This is a genomic window from Reyranella sp. (genome assembly GCF_030651995.1).
GTDB lineage: Bacteria > Pseudomonadota > Alphaproteobacteria > Reyranellales > Reyranellaceae > Reyranella.
In genome coordinates this window covers 1-20,720 of record NZ_JAUSBN010000074.1, presented here as the reverse complement: position 1 = coordinate 20,720, position 20,720 = coordinate 1, and the positions used below count along the sequence as shown (strand labels likewise).

The following is a 20,720-nucleotide window of genomic DNA, read 5'->3' as shown; positions in this document are numbered from 1 at the left end:
CCAAGAACCCGCTCCCGCTGGGACGGTTGAGTCCGTCGTGAGGCATTGCCCTTCTTCCTCCTCTCCCCCGTTAGGGGGAGAGGTTGGGTGAGGGGGCGACGCACCTCCTGTAACCCCCTCACCTAGCCTCTCCCCCTAACGGGGGAGAGGAACAAGAGGACAGAGCCACATGGATTTCGAGCCCAACGAAGAACAGCAGATGCTGATCGACCAGGTCCGCCGCTTCGTGCGGGAAGAGATCATCCCGCTCGAGGCGAAGCTCGATCCTGACGCCTCCGAACTGGACCCCGCCGATCATGCACGGCTGGTCGAGAAGACCAAGGCGATGGGCCTGTTCGGCATAGACATCCCGAAGGAATATGGCGGCCCCGACATCGACATCGTGACCCGGGTGCTGCTGGCCATCGAGATGGCGCAGCACCGCGCCGGCCTCTACGTGCCCTGCTACGGCACCTTCGGCGGCGCAGGCCTGGCGCAGATCTTCGAGGCCAACGACGACCAGAAGGAGCGCTATCTCTATCCGACGCTGCGCGGCGAGAAGAAGGCCTTCTTCGGCCTCACCGAGCCGTCGGGCGGCAGCGATCCGGCGCGCGCTATCCAGACCAAAGCCGAGCGCAAGGACAATGGCTGGGTCCTGAACGGCGCCAAAATCTTCATCTCCAATGCCGACCGCGCGCAGTACGGCATCGTCTTCGCCCGGACCGATGCCTCCAAAGGGCGCGCCGGCATCACCTGCTTCATCATCGACAGCGACACGCCGGGCTTTCACGTACGCCGCGTCGTGCACACCTTGCGGTCCTCGCACTATGCGACCGAGCTCGAGTTCAAGGATTGCTGGGTCAGCGACCACCAGGTGCTGGGCGAGGTGAACAAGGGCTTCGCGGTGGCCAACGACCGCTTGACGCGCCAGCGCATCCCCTATGCCGCGGGCTGCATCGGTGTCGCCATCGCCGCGCACGAGATGGCGATCGAATGGGCCAAGATGCGCACGACCTTCGGCGAGAAACTCGCCAACCGCCAGGCGGTGCAATGGATGCTGGTCGACAACGAGATCGACATCCGCACCGCCCGGCACTTCACGCTGGAGGCGGCGGAGAAGGCACGGCGTGGCCTGCCGTTCAAGATCGAGGCCTCGATTGCCAAGTTGACCGCCTCCGAAGGCGGCGGTCGTGTGGTCGACCGCTCGATGCAGATCCACGGCGGCATGGGCATGACCAAGGACCTGCCGCTGGAGCGCTGGTATCGCGAGATGCGCATCCGCCGGGTCGGCGAAGGCCCGAGCGAGGTGCAGCGTATGGTGATCGCGCGCGAGATCCTGGGGAGCAACCTGCGATGAGTACTGCGTCGGGCCCTCTCGCGGGCATCAAGGTCGTCGAATTCGGTCAGAACCTGGCCGGTCCCTATTGCGGCCAGATCCTGGCCTTTCTCGGCGCCGAAGTGGTCAAGGTCGAGCGGCCCGAAGGCGACGACGCGCGCAAATGGGGACCTCCCTTCGTCGAGGGCGATGCGACGGGCTTCATCGCGCTGAACCGCGGCAAGAAGTCGATCACCTGCGATCTCGCCGATCCGGCCCAGCGCGCGGCGCTGATCGAGCGCATCGGGGCGGCCGACATCTTCGTACACAATCTCCGGGCCGACGTACCGGCCAAGTTCGGCTTCGACGGCGCCACGCTCACCAAGCGCTTCCCGCGCCTGATCTACGCCGACCTCGGCGCGTTCGGCCATGCCGGTCCGTGGAAGGACCGGCCCGGCTACGAGCCGATCATCCAGGCTGTCGCCGGTCTCATCTCACTGAACGGCGACCCCACGGGTCCGGAGGCGCGCATCGGCGTGTCGATCATCGACCTGTCGACCGGCATGTGGACCGCCATCGGCGTGCTGGCGGCGCTGGCCAGGCGCACGGCCACTGGCCAGGGCAGCCTGGTGAACACGTCGCTTTTCGAGAGCGGATTGATGTGGGCCTCCAACCACGTCGCCGGCTGGTCGGTGACCGGCAGGATGCCGCCGCGCCAGGGCACGGGGCACCCGTCGCTGACGCCCTATCAGGCGTTCGAGTGCAGCGACGGGCCGTTGATGATCTGCCCGGGCAACGACCGGCTCTGGCGCAAGTTCGCCGAGGCGCTCGGCCATCCCGAATGGCCGGACGAAGAGCGTTTCAAGACGAACGTCCAGCGCGCGGAGCGGCGTGACCTGCTGCTGGGCATGATCGCCGACATCATGAAGGAGCATCCGCGCGCCCATTGGGCGGCGAAGCTCGATGCGCTGGGTGTGCCCAACGGGCCCCTCAACACCGTGCCCCAGGTGATGGAGCTTGCGCAGGTGGCGGCGCTCGCCATGTTCATGCAGCCCTATGCCGGCTCGAACGCCCTGTTCCACGGCCTGCCCCTCAGCCTCGACGGCCAGCGCGCCGGCGGCGACGAGAAGGCGCCGAAGATCGGCGAGCACAACGGGAAGGTCTAACCGGCAAAGCTCAGGCAGTAGTCGCGCACCTGCTGGAGCGGGATGCGCGCGTGGCTCTGCACGATGATGAACTTGCCGCCGGGGTCCGTGCCGTTCGGCAGCCTGACCAGGCGCTCGAAATCGTCGGCGCCCCAGACGCAGGATTGTTCCGAGAACAGCTGCACATCCGAAGTGTAACAGGTGTCCCACTCGGCGTGATAGTCGAACAGCGTACCGCTGATCTCCGCCACGCTGGTATAGAGCGAATATTCCGTCCATGGCACCTGGAACGGCTTGCGGGCCTTCCAGAGCACCAGCGAGGTCATCGCGTTGAAGCGGGGACGGCTAAGCTGGTCGAGGGTCATCCGGGCTAGGTCGCCATGCAGGATGTTCGGGGTGACCGAGAGTCCGTGGGACCTCGCATCGTAGGGGATGCCGATCACCTCCGACGCGCTCTGCCACCAAGGGTGATGCTGCTTGGGCTCCCAGCGGGACAGGGCCCGGTCATATTGAATGAAGGTCCGCGAATCGAAATCGCCGACGCAGCAAACGTCGGAATCGAGGGTGAAGTAGCCCTTAAAGCCCAGCACCGCCGGAACGTGCAGCTTCACGATCTGCTGCCGGTACCAGCCGGTCATCCAATAGAACGAACTGTAGGCCGGGAAGAAATCGCGTTCGCGGCGCACGGTTACTTCGATGTTCGGAAAACGCGGTAGATTGGACCGCAGCAGGTCTGCATCGCGATTGGGCGCGATGATCAGGAGTTCGAAGGGCTTGCTGTCGCGCCAGTGCTTGGCCAGCGACTCGATCAGGAGGCCGGCACGCTCCAGATCGCCCACGCGCTTGATTTTGCGCAGGGCGAGCGGGAGGATTCCTTGTCTGATCTCAGAAAACATTCAGGGCAACACTCTCCATCTTTATATGGGGATCGTCGACTCCATATCAATCGATAGGTTAAATCATTGGCCGTGCCACTGAGCGGCAGATCGACCCACATGCGAAAGGCGGATTTGCTCCTGGGGGCGAGGATCTGTCTAGCAACGCTTCATCAGGACGATCGCTCCGACGCCTGATCGGGAAAGCGCGAGGCTGCCGCCCGCCCGGAGATCGGCTTGGTTGCTGCCCGGTTCCAGCGTGAACGCCGGGGACAAAGTTGACAGACGGGAAAACGGGAGAACCCAAGCGGTCGGAGGTAAAATCGGTCCGTCGAACCAAGACACTATGCGCGCGAGGCTGACGAGCCCGCCTGTCGCTTCGAGGTGACCGAAGCGTGCCTTGTGGCTCCCGAGGACCGTGGGCCGGCCACTGTGACATTCTTCCCACACCTTGCGAAAAGCGGCCAACTCTACCGCGTCCCCGACGACACTGCCCAACGCATGAAGTTCCACGTACCCGACATCGGCAGGTGAGAGACTAGCCCGGACGAGGCCATTGCGCAGCAGCTCCGTGATGCCCCGAAGGCTCAGTCCAACCATGCCGGCAGGAGCGCCGAGGCGACGGTGCGCGCCCCCTGCAACTTGTGCCCGCATGCGCCGGGCACCATCCGAACGCTCCAAGATCAGGACAGCGGCTCCCGCGCGCGGAGCACCTTCCCGCGCCTCCGCTGCAAGGGGAGCGCAACCTTCGTCCCACTGCTCCTCTCCTGTCGCAAGATTTTCCGCGGCAACAACGGCGATGTCGCAATGGCCAGCTTCGAGGTCCTGTGCCGCAAGGAGGAGGGCCAACAGTCCGCTGGCACATTCGGCATCGACGCCCAGCGCCGGACCACACCAATCCCATCGTTGAGCAAGACGGCAGGCCTCAGCGCCGTCACCCGCCCGATAGACGCCGATTGGATGCCAGGCGAGTTCATCCGCACGATGCCCGGCGTCCGTGAGCGCTGCCTCCACGAGGCTTGGCATCCAGTCACGCCCGACCGCTTCGAGTTCGATGAATCCGGGCAAGGTCGCAATCGGCCATGGCAGCGGGCCGACCAGCGCCCCCGCCACGCCGGAGACAACGATCACGGCAGCACGCCGCCGTGGCGCCGAATGGCGGCTGCCAGCGCCGCCGGCGTGTCGCCGTCTAGAAGCACCTCGATCGGCAGGGAACGACCGAGTCGCTCCGACAGGAGGAGCAGGATATCCAACGCTGCCGCGGACGATCCTCCGACATCGAAGAAGCGGTCGGAAGGCATGACCTTGGAGACACCAAGCACCTCCAGCCACACCGCACAAACCGTGGCGACATCCCCGTCGACAACCTCGCCCGCTGCGGGCGCGAGGCGCAGGGCGCTTCGGAGAAGCTTGCCCGTGGGACCCTTTGGCAAGGCCGAAACGAAGCGCACGTGCCGAGGGCACTTGTGAAGTGTAAGCCGTTGGGCCAGCCAGCCCTTGAGACCGTCTTCGGTGAGCATGGAGTCCGGCGTGAGCACCACGGCGGCGGCGATCTCCTCGCCGAGCGCCGGGTCGGGCACGCTGAAGGCAGCCGCTTCGATCACATCCGGATGCTGCAGCAGGACGGCATCGATCTCCAGCGGCGCGACCTTTTCTCCGCCGCGATTGATGATCTCCTTGAGGCGGCCTGAGATATGAAGCCAGCCATCGGCATCGCGTCGCGCAAGATCCCCCGTCCGGAACCAGCCTTCCCGGAACGCCGCCGCATTGACCGCTTCGTCCGCCTCATAGGACGCGATCACCCGAGGGCCGCGGACCCACACTTCCCCGCCCTGGCCCTCCGCGACACCGGCTCCTTCCGGTCCGACCAACCGAAAATCGACACCCGTCGGCCTGCCGACCGTGCCGCGCGGCGGCGCATCACCGAACCGGACACAGGCGATGGGATCGATCTCCGTCATGCCGTAGGAAGCCAGCAACGGTACGCCGAAGATACGCTCAAGCCGCTCCGCGAGGACGTCGGACATTGGCGCCGACGACGTGCGCAGAAAACGGATGTGGTGATCCGCCGGAAGCAGCTCCGGCCGAGCCGCGATCGCGTGATACATGGTCGGCACCGCAGTGATCCATGTCGGCCGGAACTCGCGGAGATGGGCATAGAACGCCATCGTGTCGAATGGCCCCGAGTGTGCGAAGGAACCGCCACTGACCAAGGTGGCGGCGAGCGCATTGAGGATGCCGTGCACGTGGAACATCGGCATGCCGGTGAGGCAGCGATCCGATGGGCCGAGCTTCAGGGCTTCGGCGATGACGCAGGCACCCCGGAAGATGCGCTCATGCGTGAGCACGACTTTCTTCGGGCGCGCCGTCGTCCCCGATGTGTGAAGAAGAAAGGCGGGAGAGGTCGGCGATGACGGCGGCGGTGTGTCGCTGCCGACCGGGTAAGTCGTCCAGGGAACGAAGGGCAGCACCGGCGCCGTGACGTCGGCAAGGTGCGCTTGGTCCAACACGCCTTTCTCGACCAGGACCACGGCAACGCCGAAGTCGGCCGTGGCGAAGGCGTAGTCCGCTGTGGAGAGGGTCGGATTGAGCGGCACGGCGGCGTGCGCGTGGGATACGCCGAGAAGCATGGCCGCCGCCCACGGACCGTCGCGCTGGACGATCGCTACACGGGCGCCGGGCGGAACCGCGTTGCGCACCAGCCAGGTCGAGATTCCCCGGGCTGTCGCCAGAAGCCCCGCATAGTCGAGCATCCTTTCCTTGGCCACTAGGGCCGGACCACGCCCCGTGGATGCGTCGAGCGCTCCGATGAGTGTTTCCGGCACCATCCTGCCACCGGGCGTCAGGGCGAGATGACGACTCACGAGGTTCACCCAATCGCCGAACCGTCTCAGGGCATCGATTTCCCGGCTGCGCAATCGGATGCCGAACCGCTCCTCCGTGGCCAGGATGAGGAGGACCTTCTTGCCGGAATCGAACCCCGGTAGATCCTGTTCGGCATCGTCAGGCCGCAGCTCCAAGCGAGGATTGCCCAGTTCCTCGTGGAACAGTTCTGCAAGAGCGGCCCGGATGTCGAGTTCGGTCATGTCGCCCGAGTACGCCACAGCGTATGCGCGCGGCGACAGATCTCATGCCAAATATCGAAGGAACACCCCTCCGGACCAACATTCACCCTGTCGATCCAACCTCGCATCAAGCCCGGTGCCACGAGATCTACTTTGCCCGCCGGTCGCCCCGGCTCCTCAGGCGTAACCCAGAGCAGATGGTTGGGTCCACGCTCGCGCAACAGGGAGACGAGCCTGTCGATGCTGGTCTTCGACATGAGCAGGCCCGACTTGAAGACGAATATCCGGTTCCCCTCTTCGAGGTCCTCGGCAAACTTTCGCCAGAGGAAGCGCAACCGCCTCAACTCGTGATCGCGGACCCGATCAGGGGGCAGCGATGCGGTCCCCACATCAGAATGGAACAGAAAACCGAACGGCTGCAGGAAGGTGTTGTACTCGCCCCACGCCGCGGTCCTCACCTCCAGGGCATCCGGCGAGAGGAAAGGATCCGAATCAGCCCTCAGGAACGGAATGAGTCCCGTCATGGGCGTCGTGGCGAACCGCAGCAGATCAAGCGTCTCGCATCCAAAATGCCGCTGCACCAGGCCGAACTCGCAATTGTAGCCGAGACTCTGAAAGTCATCGAACAGGGTCGCGGCCGGCGCCTTGGCGGCCCGCCCCGCCTTCCGGCCAAACCGGATGAAATGGAGCAGCGGATCGATCTGATGCGCGGCGACGTCATTGTAGCGACTCACGTACCAAGCCGCGTCGAAATGGGGACCGGGCGACAGTCCGGCACGCCCGCCGATCGCCAGATAGTGATCGAGCGGATCGCGGCCGGAGACGGCAGCATCAGGCGCTTGCGCGAGATACCATCGCGCATCGAACAGTCCGGAGGCTTCGACCTCCCGGCGCTCCACCCTTGCGGGAGAGCCGATCGGCAATCCGACAGCGCGCAGCCAATCTCGCCAAGAAAGCCGATCAGTCATCGGACGCGCCCCTGTCAATGAACAACAGAAAGGCCAGATACGCAGGCTGTGTGAAAATATCTCGAGAGTTTCTCGCCGCCAAACAAAAAAACGCCGGGCCCAAGGGCCCGGCGAGTCAAACAGGGAGGCTTCACGTCTGGGAGACGTGGGACCATGAGGATCCCGAGTTTCGAACCGATCAGCGAAAAGTGGTCGTGTCGAAAACCTGTGTTGAACCTATGCCTCGTGGAGAAGATTGGTAGTGGTGAAGATTTGGACACTGGCATGCGGCACGCGCATGCCTTTCACCGACTATGCAATCCTGCAAGTCTCAACCGTCAGAAACGCGTTTCAGCGACCTTCCGCAGCAAGAAGTCCCGGAAAACCGCGATGCGCTTGGAGTGCCGCAGTTCCTCGGGATAGGTGAAGTACACGTCAGTCGTCCGGACATTCAGGTCGGGAAGCAGCATTTCCAGCTTGGTCGATTCACGAGCGAGGTAGTCCGGCAGGGAGGCGATGCCGAGGCCGGATTCCACGGCCCGGAAAATGCCGTAGGTGTTGTTCACCCGCAGCACCACGAGCCGCGGGTTGTGATCGGGATTGCCTTCGCGGAGCAGCCAGTTCACGTCCTGGACGGGCGCGCGCGCATCCTCGCCGAAGATGATCAGACGATGCTGGTCGAGTTCGTCGATCGAATTGGGCTTGCCATATTTCTGAATATAGCCGTGCGAAGCGTAGACGTGACTGCGCACGGTCAACAGATGGCGCTGCACCAGTCCCGGCTGCCGCGGCATGACCATGCGGATCGCCACGTCGGCTTCGCGCATGCCAAGATCCAGCTCGTTGTCGGACAGGACCAGGCTCACGTCGATCTCGGGATAGAGCGCGATGAACTCGTGCATCTGTGCCGTCAGCCAGGTCGAGCCGAAGCCGACCGTCGCATGGATCTTGAGCCGCCCGGCCGGCTTGTCCTGGTTGGCACGCAACAGCGCCTCGGCGGTATTGACCTTGGCGGCCATGTCCCGCGCCGTGCGGTACAGCAGCTCGCCCTGCTCGGTCAGGATGAGCCCGCGCGCATGGCGATGGAACAGCATGACGCCGAGCTGTTCTTCGAGAGCGCCGATCTGACGCGAGATTGCCGACTGGCTGAGCTTCAGCGACTCGCCCGCATGGGTGAAGCTGCCGGCATCCGCCACGGCCTGGAATATCCGCAGCTTGTCCCAGTCCATTTCATTGCCTCCCTGTCCACGCCTGCTGCTTTACTCGGCGGCCTGAGCGTGGCGCGCCTCCTGTGCCGCCAGCCACTTTTCGGCCTCGAGCGCGGCCATGCAGCCAGTGCCCGCGGCCGTCACGGCCTGGCGGAAGACCTTGTCCTGCACGTCGCCGGCCGCGTAGACGCCCTCGATGTTGGTCGCGGTCGAATCAGGCCTGGTGATCAGGTAGCCCTCGCCGTCCATCTCGAGCTTGCCCTTGAACAGCTCGGTATTGGGCGAGTGGCCGATCGCCACGAAGAAGCCGTCCGTCTTGATGTCCTGTACGGCACCCGTCTTCACGTTGCGCAGGCGCGCACCGGTGACGATCGGCGCCGGCGTCTTCTCGCCGAGGATTTCGTCGACGACGTTGTCCCAGATGACCGTCACCTTGGGATTCTTGAACAGACGATCCTGCAGGATTTTTTCCGCGCGGAAGCTGTCGCGGCGATGGACCAACGTTACCTTCGAGGCGTGGTGCGTGAGGTAGAGCGCCTCCTCGACGGCGGTGTTACCGCCGCCCACCACCACCACTTCCTTGTTGCGGAAGAAGAAGCCGTCGCAGGTCGCACAGGCCGACACGCCGCCGCCGCGGAACGTCTCCTCGCTGGGCAGGCCCAGCCACTTCGCCGTGGCGCCGGTGGCGATGATGAGGGAATCGGCCTCATACCGGTCCCCGGAATCCCCCAGGCAGACGAACGGACGGCGGGTCAGGTCGACATCCACGATCGTGTCGAAGAACAGCTTCGTGCCGACATGCTCGGCCTGCTTCTGCATCTGCTCCATCAGCCAGGGTCCCTGGATCACGTCCGCGAAGCCCGGATAGTTCTCCACGTCGGTCGTGATCGTGAGCTGCCCTCCGGGCTGGATGCCCTGCACCAGCATCGGCTTCAGGCTGGCGCGAGCGGCATAAATGGCCGCCGTGTAACCAGCCGGTCCGGAGCCCAGGATCATTACCTTGCTACGATGTGTTTCTGCCATGTCCGCCCCGCATCCCGCCAACCGCATATCTTGCACATATATGCAAACCTCGGCCGAGTTGCACTGCTAGAAGTCGATTTCACACGCAATTGTTCACAGGCAATCGCCGAATCCTCGCAACTTTATTGCGCGTCCGGCATGGTTCTGGCATAGACCGCGCCCAACGGAGGAATACTGATGGCTCGGGCCAAGCTCGATCGAATTGACCGGCGAATTCTCAGCGACCTGCAATCAAATGGCCGCATGACCAACGTGGAGCTGGCCGAGCGCGCCGGCATCTCGGCGCCGCCCTGCCTGCGCCGCGTGCGTGCGCTGGAGCGCGCCGGGATCATCAAGGGCTACCATGCGGAACTGAGCCCCGAAGCATTGGGCTACAGCGTGTCCGTGTTCGCCCTAGTGGGCCTAAACAGCCAGGCCGAGGCCGACCTCAAGGCGTTCGAGGAATTGATCGCCAAGTGGGAAGAGGTCCGCGAGTGCCACATGCTGGCCGGCGAGGCCGACTTCCTGCTCAAGATCGTGGCCGAGACCTGGGACGATTATCAGAAATTCCTGACGACCCGCCTCACCTCGGCCCCCAACGTCAGCCACGTGAAGTCCATGATGGTCTTCCGGACCGCGAAGGAAGTCCCGGGCGTCCCCATCTCGCCGGACGCGTAGCTTCGGACGGGCGGGTGGAGGGCAGCCCCCGCAGCTTTGTTATGGAGCAAGAATATGACCGACGTCACCTTCGAGATTCTCCACCGGGTCGCCGACGCCTTCGCCCGGCGCGACGTTGACGGCATCGTCAATTCCTTTGCCGAAGACGGCGAATTCCGCAACGCCAAGGGCCCTGACTACTGGGGCCAGAGCTTCAAGGGCAAAGCAGCCATCCGCAGCTACTTCGAGCCACTGTTCGCCAGCACCGGCGACGTGAAGTGGGTTCACACCAACGAATTCATCTGCGGCGACCGGGCGGTGACCGAATGGCACCGGACCGCGACGCTGGCGACCGGCGAACGCCAGGAATGGCTGGGCTGCGACCTCTACACCTTCCGTCGCGGCCTGATCGTCATGAAGGACACCTACATCAAAGTCGTCGTCTGAGGCTCTTGTGGGAAACGCCGTGTATTGATACCGTGTTTTAGATACACATCGTTTCCATAAAGGCTGAAGGTCGCTAGCCATGAGGAATCTGTTCCAGGCGTCCAAGATCCTGCTGCTCGACCTCGCATCGACGCTGCTCTTCCTCGCCGTCTATGCCCTCACGGGCAATCTCTTCCTCGCCGTCGGGCTCGGCATGGCGCTGGGCATCGCCCAGATCGGCTGGCAGCTCGCCCGCAAGCAGCCCGTCGAGGCGCTGCAATGGCTCAGCCTCGTCATCATCTTCGCGTCGGGAACCGCGACCTTCCTGACCGACGATCCGTTCTTCGTGATGGTGAAGCCCAGCATCATCTACGTGATCGTCGGCCTGGTGATGCTGAGGCGCGGCTGGATGACCCGCTACCTGCCGCCGATCGCGCGGGCGACCGTACCCGACCTCGCCATCACCTTCGGCTATGTCTGGGCAGCAATGATGTTCTTCTCGGCGGTGCTCAACATCGTGCTCGCCCTGACCCTCGACGTCACGGCCTGGGCGGCCGTGAAGTCGGTCTGGGCGATCGGCAGCAAGGTCGGCCTGTTCGGTATCCAGTACGCCATCATGAAGTCGACCGGCATGCGCCGGGCGCGCGCCATGATGGCGGCTAGTTGAACTGCACGCCCACCACTTCGTAGGACTTGCCGCCCCGCGGCGTCTGGACCTCGACCCTGTCGCCGACCGTCTTGCCGATCAGCGCCCGGCCGATCGGCGAGGTAACGGAGATCCGGCCCTTGGCGAGGTCGGCTTCGTAGGGACCGACGATCTGGTACTTCACCTTCTCGTCGGTGTCCTCGTCGGCCAGGCGCACAATGGCGCCAAACTTGATGACCTTGCCGGTCAGCTTCGAGAAGTCGATCACTTCGGTCCGCGAGATTATGTCCTCGAGTTCGGCGATACGGCCCTCGATGAAGCTCTGCTTTTCGCGAGCGGACGTGTACTCGGCGTTCTCCGAGAGATCGCCATGCTCGCGCGCCGTCGCGATCGCCTTGATGATCGCCGGGCGTTCCACGCTCTTCAGCACTTTCAGTTCTGCCTCGAGGCGCTGAAGCCCCTCGGCGGTCATCGGAATACGTTCCATTTCCAAATCGTCCTTGATCACTCGTACGGCGTCAACGCCCAACGCAGCCGGAAAAGGGGTGCGATCCGGCGCGCGCCAGGCGGGAGCGGATGTGAAAAGGCCTAGAAGGCGGTCTTGAAGTAGGATTGCAGGGGCGCCACGTCGAGCGTTCCTTCCTTCGCCGCCGCAATGCCCTCGACCGACGCCTTGGCGCCGGCGACCGTCGTGTAGTAGGCGATCTTGTGCATCAGGGCGGTGCGCCGAAGCGTGAAGCTGTCCGTCAATGCGCCCGCGCCGTCGACCGTGTTGAAGACGAGCTGCACCTTGCCGTCCTTCATGAGGTCCACGATGTGCGGCCGGCCCTGCAGCACCTTGTTGACCTGCTGCGCCTCGATCGAATGCTTGCGCAGGAATTCCGCCGTGCCGCGGGTCGCCACCACCTTGAAGCCCAGCTCGATCAGGCGCTTCACCGGCTTCACCATGGCCTGCTTGTCCTGGTCCTTGACCGAGACGAACACCACGCCCTCGACCGGCACCTTGCTGCCGGCGCCGAGCTGCGACTTGGCGAAGGCGCGGCCGAAATCCATGTCGAGGCCCATGACTTCGCCCGTCGACCGCATTTCGGGGCCGAGGATGATGTCCACGCCGGGGAAGCGGGCGAAGGGGAACACCGCTTCCTTGACCGCGATGTGCTTGCCCTTCGACTTCTTGATGCCGAGCGACTTCAATGCCTCCCCGGCCATCAGGCGGGCCGCGAACTTGGCGATCGGCTGGCCGGTCGCCTTGGCGACGAACGGCACCGTGCGGCTGGCGCGCGGGTTGACCTCGAGAACGTACACATCGCCGTCCTTGACGGCGAACTGCACGTTCATCAGGCCGACGACGTGCAACGCCCTGGCCATCGCCTCGGTCTGTCGCTCGATTTCGGCCAGGATCTTGGCCGAAAGGGAGTACGGGGGCAGCGAGCAGGCCGAGTCGCCGGAGTGGATTCCCGCTTCCTCGATATGCTCCATGATGCCCGCGACGAAGACGTTCTGGTCCTTGTCGGCCAGGGCATCGACGTCGACCTCGATGGCGTCGCGCAGATAGGAGTCGATCAGCACCGGATTGCTGCCCGAGACCTTCACGGCATCGCGCATGTAACGCTCGATCGCAGCGCGATCGTAGACGATCTGCATGGCACGCCCGCCCAGCACGTAGGACGGACGGATCACGACCGGATAGCCGATCCTCTCGGCGACCTCGATCGCCTTCTCCTGCGACGTCGCCGTGCCGTTGTCGGGCTGGCGGAGCTTGAGCTCCTGGATCAGCTTCTGGAAGCGCTCGCGGTCTTCGGCGAGGTCGATGGCGTCCGGCGACGTGCCCAGGATCGGGATTCCGGCGGCCTCGAGCGGCTTGGCGAGCTTCAGCGGCGTCTGGCCGCCGAACTGCACGATCAGGCCCAGCAGCTCGCCGTTGCGGCGCTCGACCTCGACCAGCTCGATCACGTCCTCTGCGGTCAGCGGCTCGAAGTAGAGCCGGTCGGCCGTATCGTAGTCGGTCGACACGGTCTCGGGATTGCAGTTGACCATGATGGTCTCGTAGCCGGCCTCGCGCAGGGCGTAGACGGCATGGACGCAGCAATAGTCGAACTCGATGCCCTGGCCGATGCGGTTCGGACCGCCGCCCAGGATGATGACCTTGCGCCGGTCGGTCGGCTGCGCCTCACATTCGGCCGGCCGTACCCCGTCGCCCTCGTAGCAGGAATAGAGATAGGGCGTGCGCGATTCGAACTCGGCGGCGCAGGTGTCGATGCGCTTGAAAACCGGGCGGACGCCGAGCGCGCGACGCTTCTTCGCCACATCGCCCGCCGGCTGCTTCGTCAGCTCGCCCAGCCGCTCGTCCGAGAAGCCCTTCTTCTTGAGGTCGAAGAACGCCTTGGCGTCCTTCGGCAGGCCGTCCTTGCGCACGCTCGCCTCGATGGCCACGAGCTGTTCGATCTGGCGCAGGAACCACGGCTCGTACTTCGACGCCTGGGCAATCTCCTCGACCGTCAGGCCATGCCGGAAGGCCTGGGCGATCGTCAGGATGCGGTCGGGTGTCGGCAGCGCCAGCGCACCGGCGATCGCGGACTTGTCCGGCGCGCCCTTGATCTCGATCTCGTTCAGGCCGGTGAGGCCCGTCTCCATCGAGCGCAGGGCCTTCTGCAGCGATTCCTGGAAGGTCCGGCCGATCGACATCGCCTCGCCGACGCTCTTCATCGACGTGTTGAGCAGGGCCTCGGCGCCCGGGAACTTCTCGAAGGCGAAGCGCGGCATCTTGGTGACGACATAGTCGATCGTCGGCTCGAAGGAGGCCGGCGTTTCGCCGGTAATGTCGTTCAGGAGTTCGTCGAGCGTGTAGCCGACGGCCAGACGCGCCGCGACCTTGGCGATCGGGAAACCCGTCGCCTTCGAGGCCAGCGCCGAGGAGCGCGACACGCGCGGATTCATCTCGATCACGACCATGCGGCCGGTCGCCGGGTCGACGGCGAACTGCACGTTCGAGCCGCCGGTATCGACGCCGATCTCGCGCAGGCACGCGATCGAGGCATCGCGCATGATCTGGTATTCCTTGTCGGTGAGCGTCAGCGCCGGGGCCACGGTCACGGAATCGCCGGTATGCACGCCCATCGGATCGATGTTCTCGATCGAGCAGATGATGATGCAATTGTCGTTGCGGTCGCGCACGACCTCCATCTCGTACTCTTTCCAGCCGAGCACGGATTCCTCGACCAGCACCTCGCCGACCGGCGAGGCGTCGACGCCGCCGGCCACGATCTCGAAGTATTCGTCGCGGTTGTAGGCGATGCCGCCGCCGGTGCCGCCGAGCGTGAAGGACGGGCGGATGATCGCGGGCAGGCCGACCCGCTCGAGCGCAGTCGCCGCTTCCTCGCGATTGTGCACGACCTCGCTCTTCGGGCATTCGAGCCCGATCTTGGTCATGGCGTCGCGGAACAGCAGCCGGTCCTCGGCCTTGTCGATCGCCTCGGCATTGGCGCCGATCAGTTCGACGCCATACTTCTCGAGGCGCCCGTCGCGATGCAGCGACATCGCCGTGTTGAGCGCCGTCTGGCCGCCCATGGTCGGCAGGATGGCGTCGGGCTTTTCCTTCTCGATGATTCGCGCCACGAAGTCGGGCGTGATCGGCTCGATGTAGGTCGCATCGACCAGGCCCGGATCGGTCATGATCGTGGCCGGGTTGGAATTGATCAGGATGACGCGATAGCCCTCGTCCTTCAGCGCCTTGCAGGCCTGGACGCCGGAATAGTCGAACTCGCAGGCCTGGCCGATGACGATCGGGCCGGCGCCGATGACGAGGATGCTCTTGAGGTCAGTGCGCTTGGGCATGATTTCCCTACTTGCCCTTGCTCTTGTCGATCATCTCGACGAACCGGTCGAAGAGATAATGGCTGTCGGTCGGGCCGGGCGAGGCTTCGGGGTGATACTGGACGGAGAAGGCCGGCCTGTCGGTGCAGCGCAGCCCTTCGTTGATGCCGTCGAACAGGGAGACGTGCGTCACCTCGGTGTTCTCGGGCAGCGATTCGGGAATGACGCAGAAGCCGTGATTCTGTGACGTGATCTCGACCTTGCCGGTGGTCAGATCCTTGACCGGCTGGTTGGCGCCGCGATGGCCGCGCGCCATCTTGCGGGTCTTGCCGCCCAGCGTCAGCGCCAGGATCTGATGGCCGAGGCAGATGCCGAACAGCGGCACCTTCCTGTCGAGCACGGCCTGGATCGCGGGCGACGCATAGACCGCGGTCGCCGCCGGATCGCCCGGACCGTTGGACAGGAACACGCCATCGGGCTCGTGGCGCAGGATGTCCTCGGCCGTGGCACTTGCCGGCACGACCGTGACCCTGCAGCCGGTGCTGGCGAGGCAGCGCAGGATGTTGCGTTTGGCACCGTAGTCGACCGCGACGACGTGATACTTGGGGTTGGTGAGCTTGCCGTAACCCTTGCCCAGAGCCCACCTGGTCTCGTCCCAATTATAGGTCTGCTTGGTCGTGACCTCGATCGCCAGGTCCATGCCGTCGAGACCGGGCCAGTCCAGCGCGATCTGACGCATCTTCGGGATGTCGAACTTGCCGTCGGGCGCATGGACGACGACACCGTTGGGCGGACCGCCGTCGCGGATGCGCCGCGTGATGGCGCGCGTGTCGACGTCGCAGATACCCGGCAGATTGTGGCTCTTCAGCCAGTCGTTCAGCGGCTTGACGGACCGCCAGTTGGCGGGCTCGGTGATGTCGCCGCGCAGGACCACGCCTCGGGCAGCCGGAGTGATCGTCTCGATGTCCTCGAGATTGGTGCCGACGTTTCCGATGTGCGGAAAGGTGAAGGTGATGATCTGACCGGCATAGGAGGGATCGGTGATGATTTCCTGGTACCCGGTCATCGAGGTATTGAAGCAGACCTCGCCCACGGCATGGCCGGCGGCGCCCACTCCCTTGCCCCAGAAGACCGTGCCGTCGGCCAGCACCAGCGCGGCCGTGGCCCAACGCGGCGCGGCGTCGTTCGCGCCGGCGGTCTTAGGTGAAGTCATGATGATTTTGCCCGTTCGTGCGGCCCGCACGGCCTCGCCCCGGACCCGGCATGGGCGAGGCGATCGGCGAGCCGGGCGGTTTGTAACCAAGCCGCCGCGGAGGGTCAAGGCGCGCAAGGCAGCCATTTTCTAAGCTATTTCAATAACTTATTTGCTTTGCCAACAGCGGCCGAGACGATTAGTTTCCGCCCCTTAGCCCTCGGGCGAACCAGCGGGACCCAAGCGATGCTGCGTGAAAAACTGACCGAAGCGATGAAAGACGCCATGCGCGCCAAGGATCAGGCTGCGCTTGGCACGATTCGTCTCATCCTCGCCAAGCTCAAGGACGTCGATATCGCCGCCCGCACCGAGGCCAGCCGCGAGGGCGTGGCCGACGACAAGATCCTGTCGATGATGCAGGGCATGATCAAGCAGCGGAACGAATCGATCGCGCTCTACGAAAAGGGCGGCCGCGCCGACCTGGCCGAGAAGGAAAAGGCCGAGATCGCCGTGATCGAGCGCTTCCTCCCGCAGCAGATGGACGAGGCCGCCGTCGAGGCCGCCGTGCGCGAGGCGATTGCCGCCGCCGGCGCCACCTCGATCAAGGACATGGGTGGCGTCATGGCCGCTCTGAAGAGCAAGTATGCCGGCCAGATGGACTTCGCCAAGGCCTCTGCCGCCGTCAAAAAGGCCCTGAGCGCCTGATCTTCCCCGCTATCCCCTATGGCGCAGCCTCCACGCGGGGGCCATCTTAAGGGTATGGCGTTCCCCCCAGGCTTCCTTGATGAACTGCGTGCGCGCCTCAGCCTGTCCGACGTCGTCGGGCGGAAAGTGTCGCTGAAGCGCCGGTCGGGCGCCGAGTATGCGGGCCTTTGCCCCTTCCACAACGAGAAGTCGCCGTCCTTCACGGTCAATGACAAGAAGGGTTTCTACCACTGCTTCGGCTGCGGCGAGCATGGCGACGCCGTGGGCTTCGTCATGAAGACCGAGGGGCTTTCCTTCCCCGAATCGGTCGAAAAGCTCGCCCGCGAGGTCAACCTGCCGGTACCGCGCGCCACTCCCGCGGAGCGCGAGCGCGCCGACCGGGCGGCCACGCTCCAACAGGTCGTCGAGCTGGCCGCCCTCTGGTTCCAGAAGCAGCTTCGCCTCCCTGCGGGCCGCCAGGGTCTCGACTATCTGCGCGGGCGCGGTCTCTCCGACGCCGTGATCGACGACTTCCGTCTGGGCTTCGCGCCCGATTCACGCGACGGCGTCATTGCTGCCCTCAAGCGCGAGAACGTGCCGATCGAGAAGATCGTCGAGGCCGGGCTCGCGATCCAGCCCGAGGACGGGCGCGAGCCCTATGACCGTTTTCGCGGCCGCGTGATGTTCGTCATCAACGACCGCCGCGGCCGGGCCATCGCCTTCGGCGGCCGCGTCATGGGCGCAGGCGAGCCCAAGTACCTGAATTCGCCGGAGACGCCGCTCTTCCACAAGGGCGCCAACCTCTACTGCCTCGACCGCGCCCGGCAGGCCGCCACCAAGGATCAGCCGGTGATCGTGGCCGAGGGCTACATGGATGTGATCGCCCTGCACGGTGCGGGTTTCACCGGCGCCGTGGCGCCGCTCGGCACCGCCCTCACCGAGGGACAGCTCGGTGAGCTCTGGAAGCTGGCCGACGAGCCCTATCTGTGTTTCGACGGCGACAATGCCGGCCGCCGCGCCGCGTCCCGCGCCGCCGAACGGGCGCTCCCCCTGCTCCGCCCCGGGAAGAGTCTGCGTTTTCTCACCCTGCCGGCCGGCGAGGATCCCGACAGCCTGATCAGGACCCGCGGTACCGACGCGGTGCGCCGCGTGCTCGACCTCGCCCGGCCGCTATCCGACATGATCTGGGAGCTCGAAATCGAGGGCAAGCCGGCGGACACGCCCGAGCGACGAGCCAGCCTGCAGCGCAGCGTCGAGCAGCGGGTGGCCGAGATCGCCGACCCGATGGTACGCGAGTACTACCGCACCGAAATGCGCAACCGGCTGAACCGGATGCGCCGGCCGGAGGCGCCGGCGTGGCAGCCCGGCGGCGGGGGACGCAAGCCGTTCCGTCGGCCCGGCGATCCGGAGCCCGCCCCCTTCGCCGCCGGGTCAGCCGCCCGCCGGTCGGGGGAGGGTCTCGATGGCTCCCGCCAGGAGCGGGTCCTGCTGGGCGCGCTGATCGAGCGGCCGGCATTGCTCCACATCCTGGCCGAGGAGCTGGCGTCCCTACCGATCGGTCATCCCGAGCTGGTCCGGCTGCGAAGCGGCTTGCTGGACGCCCTGTCGCTGGTCCCTTCGGGGGTGGACCCGGCTGCCGACGAGGCAGCCGGCGCCCCCTCGCTCGAGGCACAGTTGATCCAGCAGCACCTGGAACGAATCGGATTGGGGCGTCTGGCCGCCGAGACCCGGCTGAAGGCGCGGCATGCCTTCAAGGACGACCCGGCCGATTCCGAGGGGTGGGTCGGGCAGTGGCGCCGCGCGGCCCGTCACCTGAGCCATCTCCAGGGCGGCCCGGAGGAGCTGAAACGGGCCGAGGAAGCTCTCGCCGAGGACATGTCCGATGAGAATTTGCAGCGCCTCCAGGCCATCTTGGATCGCATGCGGCGCGAGAACATCGAGTCCAATGCCATGTAGCGGGACCGCGCAGATTCAGGGGCTCGCCCCTATCGCTGCTTGCACTGAAGCCCCATATAGTAGAAGGGTAGTTTTTGCGGGGCCGCCCTCCCGCCTCCCCTTCTTGCAGCCAAATAACGGCCCTTTGGCCGTTCTATCTGTTTGTCGCACCCAAGGATTTGAGTAAATGGCGACCAAAACCGCGACCGTAGTGCAACCCGAAGTCACCGACGCCCGCGAGGAGGGACCCGATGCTCCCCTGCTCGACTCGCTCGGGGCCGAGCTGAAGAAGCTCGTCCAGAAGGGCAAGGAGCGCGGCTACGTCACCTATGACGAGCTGAACGCCGCGCTGCCGCCCGACGAAGTGTCCTCCGAGCAGATCGAGGACACGATGGCCATGCTGTCTGAGGCCGGCGTCAACGTCGTCGAGGCCGAGGAGCCGGAGGACACTGCCTCTGCAACGCAGACCGAACCGGCCAAGACGGCGGTGGTCGCGGCCGAGGCGACCGGCGAAGACGAGGAGCTCGGCCGCACCGACGATCCGGTCCGCATGTACCTGCGCGAGATGGGCAGCGTCGAGCTGCTCAGCCGCGAGGGCGAGATCGAGATCGCCAAGCGCATCGAGGCCGGCCAGGACAAGATGATCGGCGGCATCTGCGAGAGCCCGATGACGATCACGGCGCTGCTGCACTGGCGCGACGCGATCAACGAGGGCCGCATCCTGCTGCGCGACGTGATCGACCTCGAAGCCACCCAGGGCGGCGGCGCCCCCGGCGAGGGCAAGGGCGTGAACGCGGCCGCCGCGACTCCCGCCGCGCCGCCGGTGCCGCGTCCGGCCATGATGCCGAAGCTGGTGCGTCCGGCCGCGCCCGCGGTGAACGGTGAAGGGGGCGAGGCCCCCGCGGCGGAAGGCGGAGAAGAGGACGACGAGAACGCGCTCTCGCTGTCGGCGCTCGAGGAGAAGCTCAAGCCCGAGGTGCTGCGCACCCTCACCAAGATCTACAAAGTCTATATCGAGATGTCGAAGGTGCAGAACCGGCGCCTGTCGACGCTCGCGCGCGGCCAGAAGCCCAGCGCCGACTTCGAGAAGAGCTACGAGAAGCACCGCAAGAAGATCGTCGAGCTGGTGCGCACGGTGCACATCAACGCCGCCCGCATCGAGCAGCTCAAGCTCTCGCTCTACGACCTCAACCGCAAGCTGATGATGCTCGAGGGCAAGCTCCTGCGCACGGCGGAGAGCTTCCGCATCTCGCGGCAGGACTTCCTCGACAACTACTTCACGCACGAGATCGATCCCAACTGGCTCGAGAAGGTCGGCAAGCTGTCGGGCCGGGGCTGGAAGGATTTCGCCAAGAAGCGCGGCCCCGAGATCGAGAAGATCCGGGCGGAGATCAAGGATATCTCCGACCACTGCGGTGCACCGATCTTCGAGTTCCGCCGCATGTGCAAGACCGTCCAGGACGGCGAGCGCGAGATGATGCGGGCGAAGAAGGAGATGATCGAAGCCAACCTGCGCCTCGTGATCTCGATCGCCAAGAAGTACACGAACCGCGGCCTGCAGTTCCTGGACCTCATCCAGGAGGGCAACATCGGTCTGATGAAGGCGGTCGACAAGTTCGAGTACCGCCGCGGCTACAAGTTCTCGACCTACGCCACGTGGTGGATCCGCCAGGCCATCACGCGCTCGATCGCCGACCAGGCGCGCACCATCCGGCTGCCGGTCCATGCGGGCGACACACTCGCCCGGCTGCAGAAGGCCCGGGCACGGCTCGAGGTCCAGCTCGGTCGGGCGCCGACCGTCGCAGAGATCGCGGTCGAGACCGAGCTCACC

The 20,720-nt window shown here is 65.2% G+C and carries 17 protein-coding genes; 8 read left to right on the top strand and 9 right to left on the bottom strand.

Annotation, left to right across the window (positions count from 1 at the left end):
- The first annotated feature begins 169 nt into the window (after window positions 1-169).
- Window positions 170-1,336, top strand: coding sequence for an acyl-CoA dehydrogenase family protein (locus Q7V45_RS23590; RefSeq protein WP_304856763.1), 1,167 nt, complete (start codon window positions 170-172; stop codon window positions 1,334-1,336).
- Window positions 1,333-2,460, top strand: a complete 1,128-nt coding sequence (locus Q7V45_RS23585) for a CaiB/BaiF CoA-transferase family protein (RefSeq protein ID WP_304856761.1) — start codon at window positions 1,333-1,335, stop codon at window positions 2,458-2,460. The genes Q7V45_RS23590 and Q7V45_RS23585 overlap by 4 nt, the downstream gene beginning before the upstream one ends.
- On the opposite strand, the gene Q7V45_RS23580 is transcribed toward Q7V45_RS23585, so the two are convergent.
- The 6 genes from Q7V45_RS23580 to trxB form a co-directional block, all read right to left on the bottom strand.
- Window positions 2,457-3,335: a DUF6492 family protein gene (locus Q7V45_RS23580; protein ID WP_304856760.1), complete on the bottom strand. Its 879-nt coding sequence runs from the start codon at window positions 3,333-3,335 to the stop codon at window positions 2,457-2,459. The two genes, Q7V45_RS23585 and Q7V45_RS23580, sit on opposite strands and share 4 nt — an antisense overlap.
- Before the next feature lie 138 nt (window positions 3,336-3,473).
- The gene (locus Q7V45_RS23575; protein ID WP_304856758.1) at window positions 3,474-4,445 is read right to left on the bottom strand and encodes a beta-ketoacyl synthase N-terminal-like domain-containing protein; all 972 of its coding nucleotides are present in this window, start codon (window positions 4,443-4,445) and stop codon (window positions 3,474-3,476) included.
- Window positions 4,442-6,400, bottom strand: a complete 1,959-nt coding sequence (locus Q7V45_RS23570; RefSeq protein WP_304856757.1) for an AMP-binding protein — start codon at window positions 6,398-6,400, stop codon at window positions 4,442-4,444. Before Q7V45_RS23570 ends, Q7V45_RS23575 begins: the two co-directional genes overlap by 4 nt.
- Entirely contained in the window at window positions 6,397-7,347 is a 951-nt protein-coding gene (locus tag Q7V45_RS23565) for a hypothetical protein (RefSeq protein ID WP_304856756.1), read from the bottom strand. Before Q7V45_RS23565 ends, Q7V45_RS23570 begins: the two co-directional genes overlap by 4 nt.
- 317 nt (window positions 7,348-7,664) lie before the next feature.
- Complete coding sequence (locus tag Q7V45_RS23560; protein WP_304856754.1) at window positions 7,665-8,555, bottom strand: LysR family transcriptional regulator; 891 nt, start codon at window positions 8,553-8,555, stop codon at window positions 7,665-7,667.
- A 30-nt stretch (window positions 8,556-8,585) separates the two neighbouring features.
- Entirely contained in the window at window positions 8,586-9,557 is a 972-nt protein-coding gene (gene trxB, locus Q7V45_RS23555) for a thioredoxin-disulfide reductase (protein WP_304856753.1), read from the bottom strand.
- Window positions 9,558-9,734: 177 nt separating this feature from the next.
- Here trxB and Q7V45_RS23550 point away from each other — a divergent pair, with 177 nt between their 5' ends.
- The 3 genes from Q7V45_RS23550 to Q7V45_RS23540 all read left to right on the top strand — a co-directional run bounded on the left by Q7V45_RS23550 (window position 9,735) and on the right by Q7V45_RS23540 (window position 11,286).
- On the top strand, window positions 9,735-10,214 hold the full coding sequence (locus Q7V45_RS23550; protein ID WP_304856752.1) for an Lrp/AsnC family transcriptional regulator: 480 nt from the start codon (window positions 9,735-9,737) through the stop codon (window positions 10,212-10,214).
- Between the two features lie 54 nt (window positions 10,215-10,268).
- Complete coding sequence (locus tag Q7V45_RS23545; RefSeq protein WP_304856750.1) at window positions 10,269-10,640, top strand: nuclear transport factor 2 family protein; 372 nt, start codon at window positions 10,269-10,271, stop codon at window positions 10,638-10,640.
- Window positions 10,641-10,719: 79 nt separating this feature from the next.
- Window positions 10,720-11,286: an inner membrane-spanning protein YciB gene (locus Q7V45_RS23540; protein WP_304856748.1), complete on the top strand. Its 567-nt coding sequence runs from the start codon at window positions 10,720-10,722 to the stop codon at window positions 11,284-11,286.
- On the opposite strand, the gene greA is transcribed toward Q7V45_RS23540, so the two are convergent.
- From greA to carA, 3 genes are all read right to left on the bottom strand, one after another.
- A complete protein-coding gene (greA, locus tag Q7V45_RS23535) occupies window positions 11,279-11,752 on the bottom strand; it encodes a transcription elongation factor GreA (protein WP_295145219.1) in 474 nt (157 codons plus the stop codon). The two genes, Q7V45_RS23540 and greA, sit on opposite strands and share 8 nt — an antisense overlap.
- Before the next feature lie 101 nt (window positions 11,753-11,853).
- Window positions 11,854-15,099: a carbamoyl-phosphate synthase large subunit gene (gene carB, locus Q7V45_RS23530; RefSeq protein ID WP_304856745.1), complete on the bottom strand. Its 3,246-nt coding sequence runs from the start codon at window positions 15,097-15,099 to the stop codon at window positions 11,854-11,856.
- A gap of 7 nt (window positions 15,100-15,106) precedes the next feature.
- Window positions 15,107-16,291: a glutamine-hydrolyzing carbamoyl-phosphate synthase small subunit gene (carA, locus tag Q7V45_RS23525; RefSeq protein WP_304856744.1), complete on the bottom strand. Its 1,185-nt coding sequence runs from the start codon at window positions 16,289-16,291 to the stop codon at window positions 15,107-15,109.
- A gap of 225 nt (window positions 16,292-16,516) precedes the next feature.
- Between carA and Q7V45_RS23520 the strand changes: the two genes are divergently transcribed.
- From Q7V45_RS23520 to Q7V45_RS23510, 3 genes are all read left to right on the top strand, one after another.
- Complete coding sequence (locus tag Q7V45_RS23520) at window positions 16,517-16,975, top strand: GatB/YqeY domain-containing protein (protein WP_304856743.1); 459 nt, start codon at window positions 16,517-16,519, stop codon at window positions 16,973-16,975.
- Window positions 16,976-17,029: 54 nt separating this feature from the next.
- Window positions 17,030-18,910 carry a DNA primase gene (gene dnaG, locus Q7V45_RS23515; RefSeq protein WP_304856741.1) on the top strand — a complete coding sequence of 627 codons (1,881 nt, stop codon included), beginning with the start codon at window positions 17,030-17,032 and terminating at the stop codon, window positions 18,908-18,910.
- 166 nt (window positions 18,911-19,076) lie between these two features.
- Window positions 19,077-20,720 (top strand): sigma-70 family RNA polymerase sigma factor (locus Q7V45_RS23510; protein WP_304856739.1); only part of this gene is annotated, 1,644 nt, incomplete at its 3' end.